Origin of the sequence: Paenibacillus sp. SAFN-117 (genome assembly GCF_051966115.1) — a bacterium.
Classification (GTDB): domain Bacteria; phylum Bacillota; class Bacilli; order Paenibacillales; family NBRC-103111; genus Paenibacillus_L; species Paenibacillus_L residui.
The window spans coordinates 1-20,128 of the sequence record NZ_JBQCLK010000018.1; the positions used below are offsets into that span (position 1 = coordinate 1).

The window sequence follows — 20,128 nt, forward strand, 5'->3', positions numbered from 1 at the left end:
ATTGGGTTACTTTTCCTGTATGCACCTTTAACCTTTATTCCCATGAATTTTTCGACAAGAACTTTTCACTGTCCAGTTATATTAAAAAAAGACACAATCCCCCCTTATCAGGTGTGGTTTGTGTCTCCGGTGATCCGGTCGACTTTCATCGATTACCGTAAATTATTATTCCCATGTATTTACTTGGAATTATATTTGCATGTTACCATTGCCCATAACAGATGTCAATCCATTTTTTTGAAATTTTTTTATTTACTCCTGTCTCCGAAGCAGGCAATCGTCTATTTAGACATTCCCCTGAGCCCATAAATCTGGTATAATTAACCATATAGAATTAATTTTAAGCGCGGAGGCTAATCCCCTGGAAAGGGGGTGAAGCCCGTGGAAGTTTACCAAGCGTTTACACTAATGATAAGCTTCGCTACATTAGTCGTTCTGATCCTTGGGTTCCACAAAAAGAAATAGACCGCCCTTATGTCAGGAGGGTAACGGTCTATTCCTTGTCCTTCTGCTCAGCCACCACGCTTAATCGTGACTTTGACCGTTAGGTGTGCCACCACCTGACGGTCACATTTTTTATTGTATGTTGATTACTTCCATTTTAACACATAGGACAAGCTATGCAAATAGGGAAGAACCCCTTCGGTCAAGCTAATTTTCTTGATGCTTTTCCCCTGTCTTTCCGGGGGGTTGCTTGCCTTCTCTCCAAGACATATTTACAGATCAGGATTTTTGTTCGATAATGTAGAGTGTTTTAAAAACTTTCATCATTGACTTACCGGAAGGAGTCCTGGCAGCATGTCACAACATTCACGAATACAAACGATAGGATTAATTGCCGCCCTTGTTCTGATCTGGGGTATTTCCTGGCCGATCTATAAAATCGCATTGGTCTATACTCCTCCGGTTCTATTCGCCGGCTTGCGCACATTCCTTGGCGGACTGGCCCTGATGCTGGTGGCACTCCCACGCTGGAGGAACATCCGTCTCAGACAAAATCTCAAGCTGTATTTGGTCTCTTCCTTATTAAACGTCTTCCTTTTCTTCGGTTTACAGACCGTAGGATTAACCTATATGCCGGGAGGGTTGTTCTCTGCCCTGGTCTATTTTCAGCCCGTTCTGGTCGGGTTGATGGCGTGGCTATGGCTTGGAGAATCGATGTCCGTACTGAAGAGCATAGGGCTGCTGCTCGGTTTTGTCGGTGTGGCCGTAATCAGCGCAGACGGGCTATCCGGAAGCTTCTCCATTATCGGGGTAGTGCTCGCCCTGCTGACAGCCGTCAGTTGGGCGTTTGGCGCTGTCTTCCTGAAGAAAGAAGGAGGTGAAGCCGACCCCTTATGGCTCGTTGCCATTCAGAGCATGGTCGGAGGCTTATTGCTTACCGGAGCCGGTACGATGATGGAGTCGTGGTCGGACATCGTCTGGAACGTTCCTTATTTGTCAGGCCTGCTGTTCGGCACTATCCTGGGGATTCCCACAGCCTGGGTCATCTATTTCACGCTGGTCCGTTCAGGCGAAACCAGCAGAGTTGCGGCCAGCACGTTTCTTGTTCCGCTAATAGCGGTTATGACCAGCACATTATTTTTGCACGAGCCGTTCCATCTCTTGCTTCTGCTGGGATTGATAATGATCGCGTGCAGCATATACCTGGTTAACCGGCCGGCAGTCCGTTCCGGGTCTTTACCCGCCATCCCGCCGGCTGGGCGAAAACTATCGAAGTAAAACAGACACTATATCAGTTTCTGTGGACCATCCGTTAAGAAAGGAGCATTTTGCATTGTCTACTATTTTAGGTCTTTTTAAAAAATTGTTTTTGGGGGTGAATACTCAATATTTAGTAAAGTCGTACCTTATTTCGATTGCGGTAACGGGCTTTTTTCTGTATATGAATTTTGAAGATCAGCATAGCAGCAGTGCATTATTAACGGTCTATTTTTTATTAGCCGGTTTTTTATTTCCTTTCGCGGCAGTTTTATGGGACGACTTGATTAATACTTTGATGGGCGGTTATGCTATTATTTTGGCTTTGCCTCTGATGGTGATATGGAAACTAATCAAAATAATGTTGCTATATATGTTTAGTCCGTTAATTGCCCCTATCGGCATGATTTATATTTATTTCGCAAATGGTTATCACAAAGAATGAGGTGTACGATAGTGGAGCCGGAATGATGGGCTGCCGCCGGACGAGGATGATCCCCTTAACGAAAACCGAATATTAATGGGGATCGCTCCGAAGTCAAATCTTCGTTTCCAAAGTGGCGGACAAATTTCAAGGTTTATTCTCCGCTTTTCACTGTTGCTGAAGAAATCCGGCCAAGCAGCCGGCTTCCCCAGCACACAGCTTCCATACAAGGCTATTCCGAAGACGATTCGGATGATTCCCCGTCGATTCTCTTCAGCACCTCCGTCAGTTCTTGCGGCTTCAGCAGCTCTACAGGGGATACTCCCTTCTCGAACTGAAAGGAATCCCCTTCAATGAGGACGACATACCGGTCTCCCAGGCGGGCCAGGTGCAGTTTGTTCCCATAATCGGCCAATTGCCCTTTGATCGTGACTCCGTCCAGCTTGAATTTCAGCTCCAGATCCTGCTTATGCTGAGTGAGCTGGACAGCCGCCTCCATGACCTGCTCGTGCTCCCACTTTTCCTGCAGGCTATCCCGCTTGTCGCTCGTCGCCCATATCTCCAGCTTCTCTTCCTCATCCAGTCTTTCCTCAGAGGACTGCTCCTCCCATTTCTGCTCAATATACTGATGCACCATATGAACGACCTGTTCATTCACAATCTCGGGCATCGGCTTCTCATAGGTGACGAACTTCAAGAAATCTTCAAAATAACGGGCATGCGAAGCCTGATGGATTTTCAGCTCCTGTTCCTCCAGCATTCCGTCCTCCGGCATATAGGGATACTGAATCGACTTGATGTTGCGTGCGCTGATGGCCATTTCCACCTGAGCCACAAGGCTTACTTCGGAAATCCGGGCAATCTTCGGCTCGAAATCGCACTTCATGACAAAGACGAAGGGCTCGTCGAAATAGGACGGCAATTTGGCGCTCGCTACTATGAACGCTCCGCCACGGACAGCGCTCGTATCCATGTACATTTGAACCATATCGTCGGCGAGCCGCTGAAATTCATCCGGACTGCCCGCCTGCCGTAATCCTTGGAACAAATTATAATTCGGATTGCTCGTCCATTCATGACCGGGTTCGACCACGAACCGCCCGATTTTGGTAGGAGTCTGCTCGGAGCTCGGATTTCTCTCTACTTTTCTTTTGCTGATTCTTGCGAACTCCCCGTCAAGAAACTGCTTCAGCTCGCTGGCCTCATATTGCTCGGCATCCATGGTTTGATAATGCCTGTACCGTTTACCGGACGCTGTGTCCTCCCCTTCGGCAGTAATGACGAAGAAAGATAAATAATGAACGTAAAATTCCATAAAGTCTCCCTCACAAAATGTTCCAGCCCTTACGGCTTCTAGGTCAGATGGGCAGAGCCCGCTCCAAGCTCATTGAACGCTTTGAGCAAAGTATATCGGTCGCGAACCCGGTGAGCTTCCCGCATACTGCGCTGCAGCAGATCGCTGCCGATGCCCAGCTCCTCCGGAGCGGTCGGCCCTTCCATTCGTCCGAGCAATTCCCGCAGACGATCGGGAGACGGAATTTCGCTGATCCGCTTGCGGATGTCTTCCCAGCGGGCACGGATCCTATCTCCCTTAACCAAATCCGTGCTTTCCAAACCGGAGCGAAGAGGAAATTCACCGCACGAGCCAAGCTTGTGATAGAGTGCGGAAATCTCCATGCTCGCCACTCCGACCTTCGCTCCGTGCAGCAGCTGCTTCTTTCCAAGACGCAAATATTCCATTTCCCAATAGTGGGATAAATGATGCTCCGAGCCGGAGGCCGGGTGCGATTGTCCGAATAGCTGCATGGCCAATCCGGATTGGATCAGCGAGCTCATTAGAATCCGGATGCCTTCCTCGCTTCTTCTGGCGATTTCTTCTGTATGGTCAACACAGGCGGATAATGCTTCCGCGGTTATCTCTGCCGCTGCCGGACAGTAAGGCTCGTCTGCTATCCAGTGAGAAAAAGTCCAGTCGAACAAGGACGTATATTTGCCCAGCATGTCGCCATAACCCGCGGCGATCAGTGCAGCCGGAGCCTTGCCCAGAACCTCCAGGTCCGCGAACAGGGCGACCGGTGCTCCGGCCGGAATCGTCTTCTTCTCCCCCCGGATCAGAATCGGGGCTCCTTTGGAAGTAAAGCCGTCAACTGATGGAGCCGTGGGAACCGAAACGAAAGGCTTGTTCATTTTACTGGCGATCCATCGGACCATATCATGAATAGTGCCTGCCCCCACTGCAACAAGAATGTCATCGTCCGGCGAAATCTCGAGCATCACTTGAACGAGCGCCGCCTCATCCGCCACCACATCCCCCTGCCGATCAGGCTTAACCAGACATAGATGACAATCTATCCCCGCTGCAGACAAGCGGTCCATCAACTGTTGGCCCGCCGCCTCACAGGTATGGTCATCGGCAACGATAACCGTTCGCCTCCAGGAGTTTTCTATTAAATAGGGAGCTACATATTTTAAAGCACCCGCTTCGATCATGATTGTCTCCAGTGCCAGCGGATGATGATTCCCGCACGTACATCCGGCAGCTTTCCGGCGGATCGCTTGTTGAATGGTTTCCATCTGTTTTCCTCTTTTCCTGTTGAATCTCATAGAACAGGTAATATTGTATCATTTTTTGATCGTTGTTTACGTCATTGCAGCAAAAAAGTATGACCAATTGTTGCACAATATTTGTCATTCGCCGGCCTTCGACTATTATCCCCTTAAGGCAGGGTTTTGTCCATTTCACTGCCACGACCGCTGAAAAGCATGCAAATCTGCACGCTTTTGGCTGGTTAGCTCCATGTCCGCAGCAAAGCCTGAAAAAATACATCTTTTTTCTCGTTCCAGGGGTAATCGGGTGATTTGAGACCGAAATTGATGTATTATCGCAGGCTTTTCTCACGAGCGGTATGAATCGCTTCAAAATTGATGCATTATCGCAGGAAATTCACCTTCGGAACGTATCCGCCCGCACTCCAACGGAGTCGGTTGTCTAAACCTTCCTCTAAGCGCGGTCGCTCATCCTGACATTGCTTCGATATTGGCTTAACCATTACTTCGCGAGAGTTACCCGGGACTTTTAGCCAATGCAAAAAAACAGGAAAACAGCGTTTCGGACTGAAACCGCTGCTTTCCCTAATTTACGTGCTATGGAGCTTTCTCAGGCATAAATTATGCGGAAAAATAGGCCATCTGCACACAAACCGGCTTGGGAACCGGAACGGAGCTGCCGGTAAACGTCAGCTTGCCGCTCTCCCGGTCCACCCGGAATACCGTCAAATTATTCGTATCCCGATTAGCCGCGATCAAGAAATCTCCGTCGGGGGTCAGCGCGAAATGGCGGGGATGCTTTCCTTCGGTCGATACATGTTCAATCAGGGTCAGCCGGCCGGATTCTCCATCAACGGAATAGACCGCTATGCTGTCATGTCCCCGGTTAGAGCCGTACAGGAAACGGCCATCCCGCGATATTGTAATTTCGGCACATGTATTTTCCCCATGGTAATCCGCAGGCAGCGTCGGAACGGTCTCCATCGGCTGGAGCTTCCCCGTCGAAGCATCGTAACGCAAGGAAGTGATCGTCGAATCCAATTCGTTAATAACATAGGCATATTTGCCTTCCGGATGGAAAACGAGATGACGGGGCCCCGCTCCCGGATGAATTTCTGTCTCGCCGATATGTACCAAGGCTTCCTTCACCTTATCGATGCGGTAAGTCATAATGCGGTCGAGGCCTAAATCCGGCACATAAACATATTGTTCGTCCGGGCTGAAGAAGGCCGAATGAGGATGGGGCTGGGTCTGGCGTTCGGGATGAACGCTGCGGCCTTCGTGCTGCTTCGTATCGAGAAGCTTGCCGACGGTTCCGTCCTCGTGAAGAGAGAGCAGGCCTACCTTCCCTCCGTGGTAGCTGGCTACAACCAGATAACGGTCCTCCGCATCTCTCTGAATATGGCAGGTTGGAGAATCAACCGTAGCAGCCTGATTCAGCCGGGTAATCGTTCCTTGCCGGGGGTCAATGCCGAACGAAACAGCACCTCCCGAACGTCCTGCGGCGGTCTCGGTTTCTTCGATAGAATACAGCTTTAACCTTGCGGCATCAAGGTTTAAGAACGTCGGGTTCTTCAACCCCGCTGCTTGATCCAACAGAGCCAGCTTCCCTGTAGTGCTGTCGAGAGAATAAACGTACACCCCGCTATCTGAAGCTTCCGCATAAGAGCCGACAAAAACAAGCATACGAGCCGAATTGGCTGTCATTGTATAACTCCTCCTCTTCCTGATTGACCAAAGTACTTTACCCTTTACAACTATATTTAATGTACACTTTTCCAACCGGGAAGACAAATTTCGATATGCGTTGGATATCCAGGGACCCAGACAAGTATATTTAATAGAATTGTTGCAGACCAATTATAATCTTCGACAAGAAAACGGGATCTGAATCTTCCTCTTGATGCCGCTTGGTGTTGGAGTTATCGTCAGGCGTTGCTTGCAAGATTCGGACCTCCCCTTCGCTCGTCCGTCACCGTAACGGAACTCAGCAGCCTTATTTCTTTCATAAGGCGTCTTTATAGTATACAACGGAACTGAGCGCCTCTATTTGAGCAATCGGATTCAAAATACTCGCAATTTGAACGCAATAACGTCTCTCCGTTCCGCAAGATTTCGAACCTGACCCTCTTTCGCCCAATAACGTCGCTCAGTTCCGTAAGCCCCCGCCTATGCTGCGCAGACTCGCGCATCCATTCAATAGATAGTTCCGATATCGTCTATTTCATCCCACATCCCACGCCACCTTATCAAAACGAAGTGGAACCACCCATAGCCCCAAAGATTTTATATTTAAAGCTCCTACCGGACCTTTTCGAAGATAAATAGCCCGGTATTAGCGGAAGCTTTTTATGTCAAAAGGAATTTTTCTTTTACACCGTATTAACGCTGAAAGAACTTATTCGGCACTGAGAATTCCACCGGGAACGGTGAAGAGCAGACTACATAAAGCTCGCAAGACAATGAGAAAAGTATTGGAGGTAGATTCCCCATGAAGGACGCGGATTGGGAGCGATTGCTCAAACAATCTTTAGCTTCCACAGCTGAGCCCGAAGACAAGTTGAATGAGAGCCTAATCCATCAATTAAAGGAGCGCAGTCAGATGAAGCATAAATATAGAAAAAGATTATCCGCTGGATTATTAGCCGCTGTATTGCTGCTAGCACTGTCCGTATCGGCTTATGCAGCCGCTCAGTTATTCAGCGCCAAGCAAATCGTCGACCATTTGGGCGATAAGCTGTTAGCGGATGCGTTTGAGAGCAAAGATGCCATTCAAATTAATCAAACTAAAACTTCCGGAGACTATCGTTTTACGCTGCATGGTCTAGTTTCGGGGGCAGGTCTTAGTGAATTTCCCCATTCTGCGGAGGAAATATATCCTGACCGGACATATGTGGTTGTATCGATAGCGAGACAGGATGGCAAGCCGATGCCGGATACTCGTGATCCTGAATATGGCAAGGAGCCGTTCTTCATATCGCCGTTGATCAAAGGTCTGGAGCCATGGCGGATTAACATCGCTTCCATGAGCGGCGCATACAGCGAGACCGTTATAGATGGCGTCATGTACAGACTCCTTGAATGCGATCAGGTGGAAATATTTGCAGACAGAGGGGTATACTTGGCGATCAGCAGCGGCAAGACGTTTTATAGCACCGAGGCGTTTAGATATGACGAAAATACAGGGGAAATCCAACCTAAAGAAGATTATCCCGGCGCCGCAGTGCTATTCGATCTCCCTCTCGATGAGGCAAAAGCGGACTCAGTCAAGGCGGAAGCTTATGTGGAAGCAGTTTTATCGCCTTCCAGAAGTACTGAACGCCACGCTGAAGAATGGGGAAACTGGATGAGAAATCTTAAGGCCAAAATACGTAACGGCGAGAGGATCGGTGAAACTATTCCTGAATCCGTGAAGGAAGTAAGCTATGACGATGCGGGAAATATCATTTATACTTTTGACGATGGTCGGAGCACAACGGAGTCTCCCGAGCAGTTGTTCGAGGAAGGGCAAATTGGATTTTCGGATAGACGGCTCTCCATCAGCGGGGGGCTGACGATATCTACGAGGCGGTGCTGTTCCACAGAGACGAAAACGGAGTGATTACCGGCAGAATCATTGTATTGGATGAAGAGCCCCCCTTCCCGAAATCTCATAACCCATAAAGCCTAATTGTTGTTCAAATGATCTATTGCGGTTAATTAACATTTTTCCATTCTACTAAAAATAGCCGGGAAACCTTCGCCGGAGTCGGTTATCCAAGCTTAGTTTCAGTTAAGGGCTTGCTGAACAACACTCCCCTTCAGCAAGCCCTTTCCCTTTAATTCTATGAAATTAAATCGGGTCCACCTGCACCGCCGCCTGTTTGCCGCTGAGCTGAATCCCCGTCTTCCTGCGGCCCGCCGCGCTTAAATCCTTCGTCAATTCCTCCAGCAGCTCCTTCGCCTGCGGACCTTCCTTCCCTTGAATGCGCACAACGAGCCATACCGAATGGCCTGATTTCAGCATTCGCTCCGCCTGCTGCTTTTTCGTTTCGTAATCATGTGCTTCTATTTTCGGAGTCAGCCGAATTTCCTTGAGCTTGGGCTTCTGCTCGCGTTTGCGTTCCTGCTGTGCCTCCTGCTTGGCGGCTCCCGCACGAATTAATCGGCAGGGCGGGGGACTACTCATTAAAGAGGTGCATACGAGATCCACCTTCAGCTTTCTGGCCAGAGCTTCGGATGTTGCAACGATGCCCAAGTCCTCTCCATCCACACCGGTCAGATGAACCTCGGCGGCTTTGATTTTTTCATTTTTAATCATTGTGAATCCACCTGTACTTTCGCTATAATGAACCCATATTACCGCCTGGAAGGGGATTTTTCAATGGGCCGCAAAGAGATGGAAGAGCAAATCATCGCCAATTATGAACGGGACGAGCAAATGATGATCCTTATATTCGCCCAATGGTGCATCAACCACGACCTGGATCCGGTAGAGCTATACCTGCGGGCCTATCCTGATCAGGCTGCCAATCCTGCTCTGCAGCAAGCGATGGAACTGACCGTGCCCAAGGAAGAAGCCGGAGATATTCCGGATGATACTTTGCTCGGCGTGTTATCCATGTTCGGCAACGACGATTTAGCCTTCGTGGTCACCGAGAAAATCGGCAAAGCGAAGCAAGCGGGACGGAACTCGCCCCATCGCTGAATGTTCTTAAACTAAGTTGGCATAGGGAATTTAAGCAGGCCCTGTTTCACTTTTTTTAAAAAACGCGCGCCAATCGGAATGCATTGGGGCGCTGTATGGCGGCGGTTGGTCAGACACCATGATCATAACCGGTATGAGGCTAACGAATAGGTCCAACCGGATAATTATTTTTGCCTCAAGCCGCCTCCAAGACTGGGGACTCCTGGCCGAACGCAACGATTCAATGGGAGGGAAATGGGATTGGAGAAAATTAGACTTAGAGCCGCCGCTTTAATTATTGAGGAGCAATCGATCCTGCTCGTAGAGTTCAGAAATGAGCAGGATGATGGAGTTCACTACAATCTTCCGGCGGGAGGAGTGGAACCCGGGGAAACGCTGGTTGAAGCCGCTATTAGAGAAGCCAGAGAGGAGGCTTCCGTTGATATTGACGTTGGCCCGGTTGCCTTCGTCTACGAGTATCAGCCGGCCAAGAACAACTACATTTATGGGGATGTTCATTCCGTTGGTATTACCTTCGCCTGCCGGCTTAAGGACGGCTCTGTTCCCCGTCTCCCGGACCGTCCCGACCCGGCCCAGACAGGTGTTAAATGGGTACCGTTATCGGAATTGAGCTCGGTTCAGCTATACCCGGAAATTGCGGATGACATTCTGAATTATTGCAACGGACACGACTATCGTAATTACGTCGAGGAGCACGAAATACAGTCGGAGAAAGCCGGAAATGATTAACATTCACCTCTAAGTATCGGATGCAAAAGGAAAGCTGGGCCGACTGCCGGAATCGGTTTCAGCTGAGTTCGATAAAAATGGTCGCAAAGACCTGCACTATTGCTCGTTTTTTTCGCAGATTGTCGGCGATGTGTCAGCTTTAAGTTAGCACTTACTAAGAGATAAGTTGAACCCGACATTACATAGCCCCTCATCAATGTCATCGCGCGCGCCTCTCCCGGCGCGCGCTGCGGCTATGTATGGCGGATCTTCAGATCCCATACTAATATCCGATTGACATCGCAACATCGGACAGTCCCCCTGGCCCCCGATAGTGACCCATTATCGTATCGTCGGACAGTCCCTTGGTACCCAATACAACTCATCATCGCATCGTCGGACAGTCCCCGGGACCTTCACGATCCATTATCCTTCCTCCGCCGCTCGCGACAGAGCCTTCAAATCCTTCATGATGCCCGTCTCATCCTTGCCGAAATAATCATGAAGCTTTAAATAAACTTCATACAGCTTGTCGTATACCGGCCGGTGCTCCGGAATCGGCTCGTATACCTCCGTCTTGCCGGCAGCCATCTTCCGAATGGCGTCCTCCATCGTATCGTAGCCGCCTTCTGCCGCCCCGGCCGCTACCGCACCGCACATCGCCGCGCCCAGCGCTCCGATTTCGTTGGACAGAGGCACTTGAATGCTGCGGCCGGTAACATCCGCATAGATTTGCATTAGCAGCCGGTTCCGCTTCGGCAGCCCTCCGGCCGCATACAATTCGGTTACCTCGATCCCGTTCGCCTCGAACGTATCGATAATTTTGCGCGTACCGAAGGCTGTGGCCTCCAGCAGCGCCCTGTAAATCTCTGCGGGACGGGTGGACAGAGTATATCCGACGACCATCCCGGTCAACCCGGCATCCATCAAGACCGAGCGATTGCCGTTCCACCAATCCAGCGCCACAAGTCCGGTTTCCCCCGGCCGATAAGAGCCGGCCTCCTGTTCGAGCCGTTCATGAACGGATAATGACTCTACGCCGTTCGCCGAACCGGGTAATGGAGGAACGCCATTCTGAACGAACCAGCCGAATAAGTCGCCAACGGCCGCCTGACCGGCTTCATAGCCGTAATAGCCCGGAATGATGCCATCCTTTACTACGCCGGCCACTCCCTGAACGAATTTCTCCTCGGGAGACATGAGCATATGGCAGGTTGACGTTCCCATTACCATGACCATAACCCCGGGTTCATAAACTCCCGAACCGGGAACCGCGGCGTGCGCGTCAATCATCCCCGCGGCTACGGCGGTGCCGGGCCGAAGCCCGATTTCCCGTGCTATTTCCGGGCCCAAGACCCCCGCTCTATGGCCTACCGCAACGACCTCGCCCCGCAGCTTCGTGTCGGCGACACGCTCCAGCTCGGGATGAAGCTCCCGCAAATAATCGGCAGGAGGGAATCCGTCGTGCCACATCCCCTTGTAACCGGCTCCGGCGCGGTTGCGCACCCAACGGCCGGTTAATTGATAAACAATCCAGTCGGCCGCTTCCACGAACCGGTCCGTGCGATCATATAGATCCGGGGCCTCGTTCAGCACCTGCAAAATTTTCGGCAGCATCCATTCGGATGAAATTTTCCCCCCGTACCGCTGCAGGAACGGCTCCCCACGCTGCGCCGCAAGCTCCGTAATCCGGTGTGCTTCCTCTTCAGCGGCATGGTGCTTCCACAGCTTCACCCAGCTGTGCGGGTGCTCGCGAAGCTCCTCCTTGAAGCATAGAGGCGTTCCCGATTCATCGACCGGAATCACCGTGCAGGATGTAAAATCAATACCCAATCCGATCACATCATCGGGGCTGACCCCGGATGACCGCAGCACAGCGGGAATTCCTTCTTTAAGAACTTGAAGATAGTCGCCCGGATGCTGCAGCGCCCAGTCCCGTTTCAGCTTCACACCTGTATCGGGCAGGACGGAAGTAATGACACCGTGCGGATATTTGACGATATGTACCGCCGCTTCCCTTCCGCTGCCGGCATCAGCCAGCAGGACCCTTCCCGACTCCGTCCCATAGTCGATCCCTATAACATACTTGCCCATGACGTCCCTCCTTACTTATAAAGCGGCCCGAAAGCCGCGCAGGCCCGATAATCCGCCCCGACCGGCTCGGCTTCTCCGAAGGCGGACCACGCACTAGGCCTGAAAATCCGCTCCTCCGGCACATTATGCATCGAAACCGGAATCCGAAGCATGGATGCCAGCGTAATCAGTTGGCCTCCAATATGCCCGTAGCTCAAAGCACAGTGGTTGGAACCCCAATTATACATGACGGAGTACACATCTTTAAACGCTCCCTTCCCGGTAAGCCTGGGAACAAACCAGGTGGTCGGCCAGGTCGGATTGGTCCGCTCCACCAACACGGAGTGAATGTCATCCGGTACATCCGCCGTATACCCTTCCGCAAGCTGCAGAACAGGACCGAGGCCCTTCACCAGATTGAGGCGGGCCATCGTTACCGGCATGCTCCCAGCCGTCACAAACTGTGAGGAAAAGCCGCCTCCCCGGAAAAAGTCGACGGCCGGACACCATTCCGTCGCCTCCAGACATGCCCGCATCTCCTCCTCCGTTATTTCCCAGAACGGCTTCATGACCGGATGTTCGTCGGCCTGCTGGCGGCCGGTACCGTCCAAAGAGGCGGCACCCGAATTGCTCAAATGAATCATCCCGCCGGCCGTCAGCCCTTCAAGAGTCTTTCCGGTCACCCGCCGGACCGCCTCCGGACTCCAATAAGTTCTCACATCGGCGAAGATTTGTGCCCGATCCGTAAGCAAATGCCCGAACAGCATCGTGACCGCGTTCAGTGAATCGTTTTCCGTAGCAAACATATAAGGCTGCCGGATTCCGTCCCAATCGAACGAACTGGTCAGAATCGCTTCCATAAAGTCCCCGTTAGGGAAATAATCTGTCCAAGCGCGCTGCCCCTGGAAGCCCCCCGCAATCGCATTATGTCCAAGCGCTTCCTCGCCGTAACCGAGCGACGCCAGCTTGGGATTGCCGGCCATCAAATCTTTGGCGATCAGAGCCATTTTGACGACAAACTGCCAATCCTCATCCTTCTGGGCACGTGTTCTTCGCAGAGAATCCGGGTTGACATCCCTGCCTTCCCTGCAGTGTCTTTTTACCCAATCCAGTGCCCGCTCATATTCCTCGGGGTCAAAAATATTCATCTGGATGCGCCGGACGAACTCGCTCATGTCGACATATTCGTTTCTCATGCCCAAATAATGTTGGAAAAAGTCCTCGTTAACGATGCATCCGGCAATTCCCATCGATACCGTCCCTATGGACAGATACGATTTGCCCCGCATTTCCGCAACCGCTAGGCCGGATTTGACGAACTGCAGCAGCTTCTCCTGAACGTCCTCCGTAATGGTCGTATCATCGATATCCTGAACATCCTTGCCATAGATCGTGAAGACCGGCAGCCCTTTCTGATTATGCGCGGCGCTTACGGCAGCCAGATAAACCGCCCCCGGGCGTTCGGTGCTGTTGAAGCCCCAGACCGCTTTCGGCATCAGCGGGTCCTGATCCATCGTTTCGGTTGGATAACACCAGGAAGGAGTGACCGTGACCGTCAGCCCGACACCGTTCCGGGCGAATTTCTCGGCCGCTTGAGCGGCTTCCGCCACTCCTCCAATACAATTATCGGCTATAACGCATTCCACGGGCAACCCATTCGAATGCTTCAGCTTTTGTGAAATTAAAGCGGCCACCGACCTGGCCATTTCCATCGTTACATTTTCCAGCGATTCCCGAATTCCGCCCCGGCGCCCGTCGACAACCGGACGAATGCCAACCTTGGGCATCTGCCCATTCAATCGATTTTTAACGGATATGCTCATCGTTATGTCCTCCTATCGGATTTGCTCCCGAATTATATTTATATAGAAAAAACTATCGTTCACTCTGCAGCCTTTTCGTGCAAAACCACCTCCTTCCATTCGTTCCATGGCCATGATCGTGATGACAAGCACAGAAATCCCGGATAATAGGTAATCGTTTACCTTAATTCAGTAAAAAAAGGACGGTCATTGTTTACCTAAAAAAACAACCTGATTTCCCGTCCGATTTTTTGCTGCTTTTTTACCCTATTGGCTGTTGTTCTCAGTTCCTTCCATAATCGGTTTGAAAATTTCCTTATAGGGGCCGGTTCCCCCATTTAACAGCCGGTCGCACAAAATACGGCCTGCCGCCCGGCCCATTTCGTAAGGCGATTGCCTGATCGAGATCATATCGGGCCACAGCAGCTCCGCAGCCTCTACTTGACCGTAGGAAGCCAGGATGAAATCCTCCTGCAGTCGGCACCCCCTCCGGACCAATTCCAGCATCAGGCCATAAGCCATCGTGTTGTTGAAGCATAGCAATGCTGTGGGCCGCTGGCTCAGTTGCAAGAAATAACGGGCTGCCTTCTCGCCGCTTTCCTGGGTGAAAGTGCCGTAGAACTGCAGTTCCTCCTCCACCGGGAATTGATAATGCCGCATCGCTTGAAGATATCCGGCATAGCGGTCAGACCCCGTGCTTACATTGGATGGACCGTGGATCACCCCAATCCGCTTGTGTCCTTGTAGTATGAGGGACTCTGTAAGCATATAAGCGCCGCGAATGTTATCCTCCTGGATAAGATCGATGGAGTCGTCCTCTTCCTCCAGCCTTCGGTCGACCAGAATAACAGGAGTGCCGGAAGCCTGGATACTCCGAATCAACTCGTCATTGGCACCCGATGTGGCCAGAACAAGCGCATCCACTCTTTTTTTGTACAGAACCTGCAGCAGCTCGCGTTCCTTATCCGGCGATTCGTCTCCACTGCCGAAGATCAGGTTGTAGCCCTTGGAGTGCACCTCATCCTCTATTCCTCGCGATATTTTCATAAAATACGGATTGGATATATCGGGAATAACGATGCCGATCGTATTGGTTTGCTCCATCTTCAAGCTCCTGGCGACCGCATTCGGCTGATAATTCAGCTTCTTGACAGCGGTATAAACCCTTTGCTTGACCTCTTCCGTCGCGTATCCCTTACGGTTAAGAACCCTCGATACAGTGGCTATGGAGACTCCGCTTTCCTTGGCCACCTCTTTAATGGTTATTCTGCTCACTTGCCTTCATCCGTCTCCCATCCAGTAATCGTTTACACAATTTTTTATAAAAAAGCCCGTCGACAACCCGGCCTTCATTATTTTCGGATAACGCTCTTGTTAAAATGTAAACCTTTTATATGAAAATAATATAAATGCCGGTTTTTGACAAGACTTTTCTGTTCTACACGGGAAAAACGGTCCGATCAGCCCATATTTAAGCAAATCGAACCGTTCCTAAGGCTTCCGATGTCCGCCTATTCTTGGCAGCCTTCTCTGTACAGAGACTCGTTTTATAACAGGTGAGGCTGCCGGGTTTGTTCAAATATAAGAAAGTATAAGTTTTCATCTATACCTGTTCTTGTATTTCATCGGTAAACGCGCCCGTCCTAAGAACGGCGATAGCCGTTTATCCTTGACTCATACCAGTATCCGGTCAAGCCTTGTTCCAATCTCAGGAGCGCTTCCAGATAGTAATAATCGCCCCAGATCATGAAATCGTCAGGCCCCCTTCCCCCGCGAACATGGTAGGATCCGTGCTTGATCAGGCCTTCCGCCTCAGGCATGGCCATCGTCGAATAATTTTCGACCAGCGACTCCATCGTCCGCCGCACCGCCTCCCCGAATTTGGCCCGTTCCGGATCTTTCTCGTCCAGATGGGAAATTAGTTCAAGCAGACCGGCAGCGGCAATGGCCGAAGCCGAGCTGTCCCGCGAGGTGTCCTCGTTGACAGGTACATCGAAATCCCAATAAACGACCTGGTCTTCCGGAAGCCGCTCGATGAAATAATCGGCCATCCGTCTGGACGTTTCCAAATACAACGGATTTTTCGTATAGCGATAGGAAAGGGCGAATCCATAGATTCCCCAAGCCTGGCCGCGCGTCCACGTGGATCCGTCATGATAGCCTTGATGCGTGCCGCCGCCGATTGGAGTACCATCCTCGGAATTGAAATAGAACGTATGGTAGGAAGAATCATCTCCCCGCACCAGATAACGCCGGCTCTTATCGGCTTGGATGATGGCGGCGTCCCGGTACCCGGCATCGCCGGTTTGTTCGTACGCCCAATACAGCAGCGGCAGATTCAACAGGCAGTCAATGATGATCCTGCCGCCGTTCCGGGGATCTCCCTCCGGTCCCCAGGCTTGAATATATTGTCCGCGGGGGCGCCAGCGTTTCATCAGCTTGTCCGCGGCGCGAAGCGCCAGTTGCCGGGCCTCCACGTCCTTTTCTACGATCCAGCCCGCTTTGGCCGACAAGGAGTACAGAAAGCCGATGTCATGGTGATCCAGAAATAGATCTTTATCCAGACGCTCGCTGAAGCTCCTTACTTGCGCCCGGGCCGCCTCCCGGAAAAATTCGTCTCCCGTATATTGATAGCAAAGCCAAATCATGCCGGTATAGAATCCATCGATCCAATCGTTGTTTTCTTCCCATTGGTAGCGGCTTTCTCCGCGCGCGGAAAGCTTACGGTCCGGCTGCTTGTCGATAATATGGGGAAACCTCAACCCATGCTTCTCGATATTTCGTCTCGTTTTTAATACTGCATCCTCAATCGCTTGCTTCCACATTGATCAGGCCACTCCTATCCTATTTATATATTTAAGGCAAGAATTCGCCAAAGCTCGCAAATCCGTCAGCTTCTCGGCTGCAGAATAAGCTCCAGCGGCTCTGCATCCTTACAGTCTAATTCGAGCACAGTCTGCCCGCCTTCGGAGGACACGATCCGAATCCGGGGATCCGTGGAAGCCGTCTCCCATTCCCCTTCAATCGTCAGCTTCATCGTGTGCATAATACTCTCCGAGTGCTGCCAACTGCGCGAATAGATGCTCACTTCCTTTTGTACGCCGTTCTCGTCATATTGATCTTCCTCGATCCCTTCATACAAACGCAGATCGGGATCGACTACGCTCATAACGAGCCGGTCTCCCTCCTGGCGGGTCATGACCATTGACGGAGTATCCACGGCACGGATCAGCCCCTGATTCACTTGCTCGCTCGCTTCAAACAGGGCATATCCGGTGATTCCCGTGGCCCGGTCCTGCACAATATGCGCCATGCGATCCTGCTGCAGAACGCGGTACGGGGCCTGCTCCGGATCGGCCATCGCTTCCGCGAAGGCGGCCATTCGGTCGGCATCCGTATTTACCTGGACGGCATATTGGTACTTGCCGTTCTTCGGCGCCTTACCGTGTTCGATCCAGGCCGTCGCGAATGTTCCGGAAGTATCGGAGTCATCCTTCTGATGCTTCGAATGCTGCTCCGATCGCGTCATGGCAATGGTCTGGCCGGCCGGGACGTAATAGCCGTTGGCTTTGTTGTCGACCAGCCAGGCGTCCCGAGTAAGCTCGTGGCGCTCCTCATACGGGAACTCGGTAATGGCCCCTTCCCCGGACATCCAGACCGGGTCCGCAGTTTCCGGCATATGATTCTGGAACAAGGTCGTCTCCGTAGGAAACTCCCGGTTATCATTCTCGATATCCGAACCGAGCGCTACGATCCGGTCGTCGAAGAAGAAGTACGACTTGCGGGCACGGTGAGACCCGTCATATTTCGGGTGCTCATGAAGCTTCATCGCGAACATTCCGTTGCGACCCTCCAGACTTAACCCGCCCGAATACGTCTCATCGGACAACAGCATTTCCTCAAACCCGCTGAAGCGGTCCACGTTGCGGACATCGGAGCGAAGCCGGTCCAGCGGCAGATGAATGGTCGTCGTGCCCGGCCAGCGGTTCCAGTCCCAGCCTTCCTGCACATATCCGCTGTCCTTGTGATTGTCCGGAGCGCCCTGACCCATGATTTGCAGTTGGCCGTATGACATGTATCGCCCGTACAGATTGGCGTCCAGATAAGTTTCATTTCCCCATAGATAACGGCTGTACCCTTTGACTCCTACCAGCCAATGATCCCGGCGGTGCAAACCGAGACTGGCATAATTCATCGCCCAATGTCCGTTCGGATCCGGCTCGGCTGCGATGCCCAACGCCCGGAACTGGCGGACGGTCGCATCCTCTTTATCCGCCAGCCGCAAGTAAGCGGCCGCCACGTCGCGGTCCACCGGCTCGCTGCCGTCCGGGGACCCGGCCAGAGCCATGTAGCGGAAAGGCGGAACAACCAGGGCACCCTTGCCGTCCGGATGCCGGCCGGAGATGCTGATCAGCCACTGCGTCTTGTTGGAGTACAGGCGCATGGCAAGCAGGGCTTGCTTCAAGGTCTCGTGCGCATCCTCCTCGACACGGAACGGAGTGCCGGACAGGACATACATGATCGGGGTCACTCCGTTGAAAGCATCCTTGGCGTAAGCCGGATAATGATTCGCGTGATGATAGGCCGAGCCGTCCTTCTTGAACGCCGGCTCCAGTCCTTTGGCCGGGCGAAGCCCCTGCGACAGCCAGGCGGAGAAGCTCTGCAGATCCCGCACCTTGGCCGGTGCGTCCTCCTGCACGAGTATGCTGGCCAGCATGCCGTTAAGCGTCGTGTTGAGGATGTCGATATTGCCCTCCACCTGCTCCGGCGGCATGTACATTTTTCCGGCACCGCTCAGCCAGAACAATGACTTCTGCGTCCGTTCGAGCAGACCGGCCTCCCTTAGCACATCCCGCATCAAGAAAGCAGAGGAATAAAATCCACGTATGTTATAGCCCAGATGATGCATCGTTCCCTGGCCGCTGCCGTAATTCCAGCCCTGATCGGCCAAATGATCGGCGAGATCGATATACATTTGACCCAGTTCCTCACGCAATGCAGGTTCTTCGGCGGACAGGTACGTATTGGCGACCAACTGCATGAAATCGGTAAAGGCTCTCAGATCGACGGTGTTGTTCAACTGCTTGAAAGGCTCCTTCAGCTCTTTGGGAACCTGGTCGAAATGAGGCATAAAAAGCGAGCCCCCCCGGATCGCGCCGTCTTCGCGCACCATTCCGAACGCAGCGTATTTGCTGCGGATGTCGGCCAGCAGTGCTTCCGTAATTTTCTGCTTCTTAAATACGAGCTCGGTAAACTTGCCCTCCAGGGCGCGGAATGCGGCCAGGTCCGCTTCGTTCACGGCTGCCGGCGGCTCCGGAGGCGTCTGCTGCGAATAATGCAGGAGCCCCAGCCAATGGGCATTGGCGGCCTCCATCACCCCCGGGTTGACGAACGGAACCTGCAAATCCGGCGTATGATGCCGCGGGTCGAGCGGAGTGGACAGCATCATGGAATCGAAATACAGGGTCCCCGAGCCGGATTCGGGAGCCATGACGGTCATCCGGTTCATCGCGGGATGAGGAGTTCCCTCCATATCGCGCTCGAACGATACCCAGGCGGTCCGCCAGCCGCTGAAATCCAGCTTCATCTCGAACCAACTGTCCGCTTTGTTGCCTCTCCCGAACTGGAAGGTGATTGTATCGTCTTTCGGCTCTTCGTTATAAACCCAGACGACGAACGTCCGGATCGACTGGTCGCGGTCGTTCGGAACGAAAGGCCGAAAGCCGATTTTCTCTTTCGCGACCAGCCTGGACCCGCTCTCGTAATCCCAGCGAAGCGAATGGCCCCCGTCCTTGGCATGGCGGGCGCTCACTTCCAGCTTGCCCCCGCCTTCCGCGGCAAAGCTCTTGGGGACCCCCTTCTCGAACGTGAAGAGCGGAATGCCCATCGCCGCAGCCTCCTGCTCCAGCCTCTCGGCGAGCGGCAGACTGCTCTCCGCCTGTATGGCGCCCCCGGCCGCCGCCATCACCTGCTGCGGACTCGAAGCCAATGCCTCGGCCGGCCAGGCTGACGGCACCAGCATTGCCGCTGCGATCGGCAGGGCGATAAGCCTCCGCCAGCGATTCAGCCCAGATTCGGATAACGGCAGCGCCGGCACGCGATGCAAGCCGTTTCCCTTGCTCTGTTCCTGCTTCAGTCGATCCATTCTTTGACCGCGAGGTCGTGTCATCATCAACATTCCCCTCT

15 protein-coding genes are annotated in these 20,128 nt (G+C 52.4%); 6 read left to right on the forward strand and 9 right to left on the reverse strand.

What is annotated here, in order from left to right; genetic code table 11:
* Window positions 1-381 precede the first annotated feature (381 nt).
* From ACTHRH_RS13155 to ACTHRH_RS13165, 3 genes are all read left to right on the forward strand, one after another.
* Window positions 382-465, forward strand: a complete 84-nt coding sequence (locus tag ACTHRH_RS13155; RefSeq protein WP_225312651.1) for a putative holin-like toxin — start codon at window positions 382-384, stop codon at window positions 463-465.
* 333 nt (window positions 466-798) lie between these two features.
* Entirely contained in the window at window positions 799-1,722 is a 924-nt protein-coding gene (locus tag ACTHRH_RS13160) for a DMT family transporter (RefSeq protein ID WP_144932868.1), read from the forward strand.
* Window positions 1,723-1,777: 55 nt separating this feature from the next.
* Window positions 1,778-2,146 (forward strand): hypothetical protein, encoded by a 369-nt coding sequence (locus ACTHRH_RS13165; protein WP_186328171.1) that lies wholly within the window; start codon window positions 1,778-1,780, stop codon window positions 2,144-2,146.
* Between the two features lie 211 nt (window positions 2,147-2,357).
* Here ACTHRH_RS13165 and ACTHRH_RS13170 read toward each other — a convergent pair whose 3' ends face one another.
* The 3 genes from ACTHRH_RS13170 to ACTHRH_RS13180 all read right to left on the reverse strand — a co-directional run bounded on the left by ACTHRH_RS13170 (window position 2,358) and on the right by ACTHRH_RS13180 (window position 6,379).
* Entirely contained in the window at window positions 2,358-3,440 is a 1,083-nt protein-coding gene (locus ACTHRH_RS13170) for a DUF3900 domain-containing protein (protein WP_440415901.1), read from the reverse strand.
* Between the two features lie 38 nt (window positions 3,441-3,478).
* Window positions 3,479-4,699 (reverse strand): sn-glycerol-1-phosphate dehydrogenase, encoded by a 1,221-nt coding sequence (locus ACTHRH_RS13175; RefSeq protein WP_440415903.1) that lies wholly within the window; start codon window positions 4,697-4,699, stop codon window positions 3,479-3,481.
* 594 nt (window positions 4,700-5,293) lie between these two features.
* Window positions 5,294-6,379 (reverse strand): lactonase family protein, encoded by a 1,086-nt coding sequence (locus ACTHRH_RS13180; protein WP_379291439.1) that lies wholly within the window; start codon window positions 6,377-6,379, stop codon window positions 5,294-5,296.
* A gap of 895 nt (window positions 6,380-7,274) precedes the next feature.
* On the opposite strand from ACTHRH_RS13180, the gene ACTHRH_RS13185 reads away from it, so the two are divergent.
* Entirely contained in the window at window positions 7,275-8,273 is a 999-nt protein-coding gene (locus ACTHRH_RS13185) for a hypothetical protein (protein WP_440415905.1), read from the forward strand.
* Between the two features lie 231 nt (window positions 8,274-8,504).
* On the opposite strand, the gene infC is transcribed toward ACTHRH_RS13185, so the two are convergent.
* The gene (gene infC / locus ACTHRH_RS13190; RefSeq protein ID WP_440415907.1) at window positions 8,505-8,972 is read right to left on the reverse strand and encodes a translation initiation factor IF-3; all 468 of its coding nucleotides are present in this window, start codon (window positions 8,970-8,972) and stop codon (window positions 8,505-8,507) included.
* Window positions 8,973-9,035: 63 nt separating this feature from the next.
* Between infC and ACTHRH_RS13195 the strand changes: the two genes are divergently transcribed.
* Window positions 9,036-9,359, forward strand: a complete 324-nt coding sequence (locus ACTHRH_RS13195) for a hypothetical protein (RefSeq protein WP_440415909.1) — start codon at window positions 9,036-9,038, stop codon at window positions 9,357-9,359.
* 240 nt (window positions 9,360-9,599) lie between these two features.
* The gene (locus ACTHRH_RS13200; protein WP_379291433.1) at window positions 9,600-10,088 is read left to right on the forward strand and encodes an NUDIX domain-containing protein; all 489 of its coding nucleotides are present in this window, start codon (window positions 9,600-9,602) and stop codon (window positions 10,086-10,088) included.
* A 405-nt stretch (window positions 10,089-10,493) separates the two neighbouring features.
* Here the strand turns inward: ACTHRH_RS13200 and ACTHRH_RS13205 are convergent, their stop codons facing one another.
* The 5 genes from ACTHRH_RS13205 to ACTHRH_RS13225 all read right to left on the reverse strand — a co-directional run bounded on the left by ACTHRH_RS13205 (window position 10,494) and on the right by ACTHRH_RS13225 (window position 20,114).
* On the reverse strand, window positions 10,494-12,161 hold the full coding sequence (locus ACTHRH_RS13205; protein ID WP_440415911.1) for a ribulokinase: 1,668 nt from the start codon (window positions 12,159-12,161) through the stop codon (window positions 10,494-10,496).
* Window positions 12,162-12,172: 11 nt separating this feature from the next.
* The gene (locus ACTHRH_RS13210; protein ID WP_440415913.1) at window positions 12,173-13,963 is read right to left on the reverse strand and encodes an L-fucose isomerase; all 1,791 of its coding nucleotides are present in this window, start codon (window positions 13,961-13,963) and stop codon (window positions 12,173-12,175) included.
* Between the two features lie 246 nt (window positions 13,964-14,209).
* Window positions 14,210-15,217: a LacI family DNA-binding transcriptional regulator gene (locus ACTHRH_RS13215; protein ID WP_144932848.1), complete on the reverse strand. Its 1,008-nt coding sequence runs from the start codon at window positions 15,215-15,217 to the stop codon at window positions 14,210-14,212.
* Window positions 15,218-15,585: 368 nt separating this feature from the next.
* On the reverse strand, window positions 15,586-16,767 hold the full coding sequence (locus ACTHRH_RS13220; RefSeq protein WP_440415916.1) for a glycoside hydrolase family 88 protein: 1,182 nt from the start codon (window positions 16,765-16,767) through the stop codon (window positions 15,586-15,588).
* Window positions 16,768-16,832: 65 nt separating this feature from the next.
* Window positions 16,833-20,114: a chondroitinase family polysaccharide lyase gene (locus tag ACTHRH_RS13225; RefSeq protein WP_440415918.1), complete on the reverse strand. Its 3,282-nt coding sequence runs from the start codon at window positions 20,112-20,114 to the stop codon at window positions 16,833-16,835.
* Window positions 20,115-20,128 lie beyond the last annotated feature (14 nt).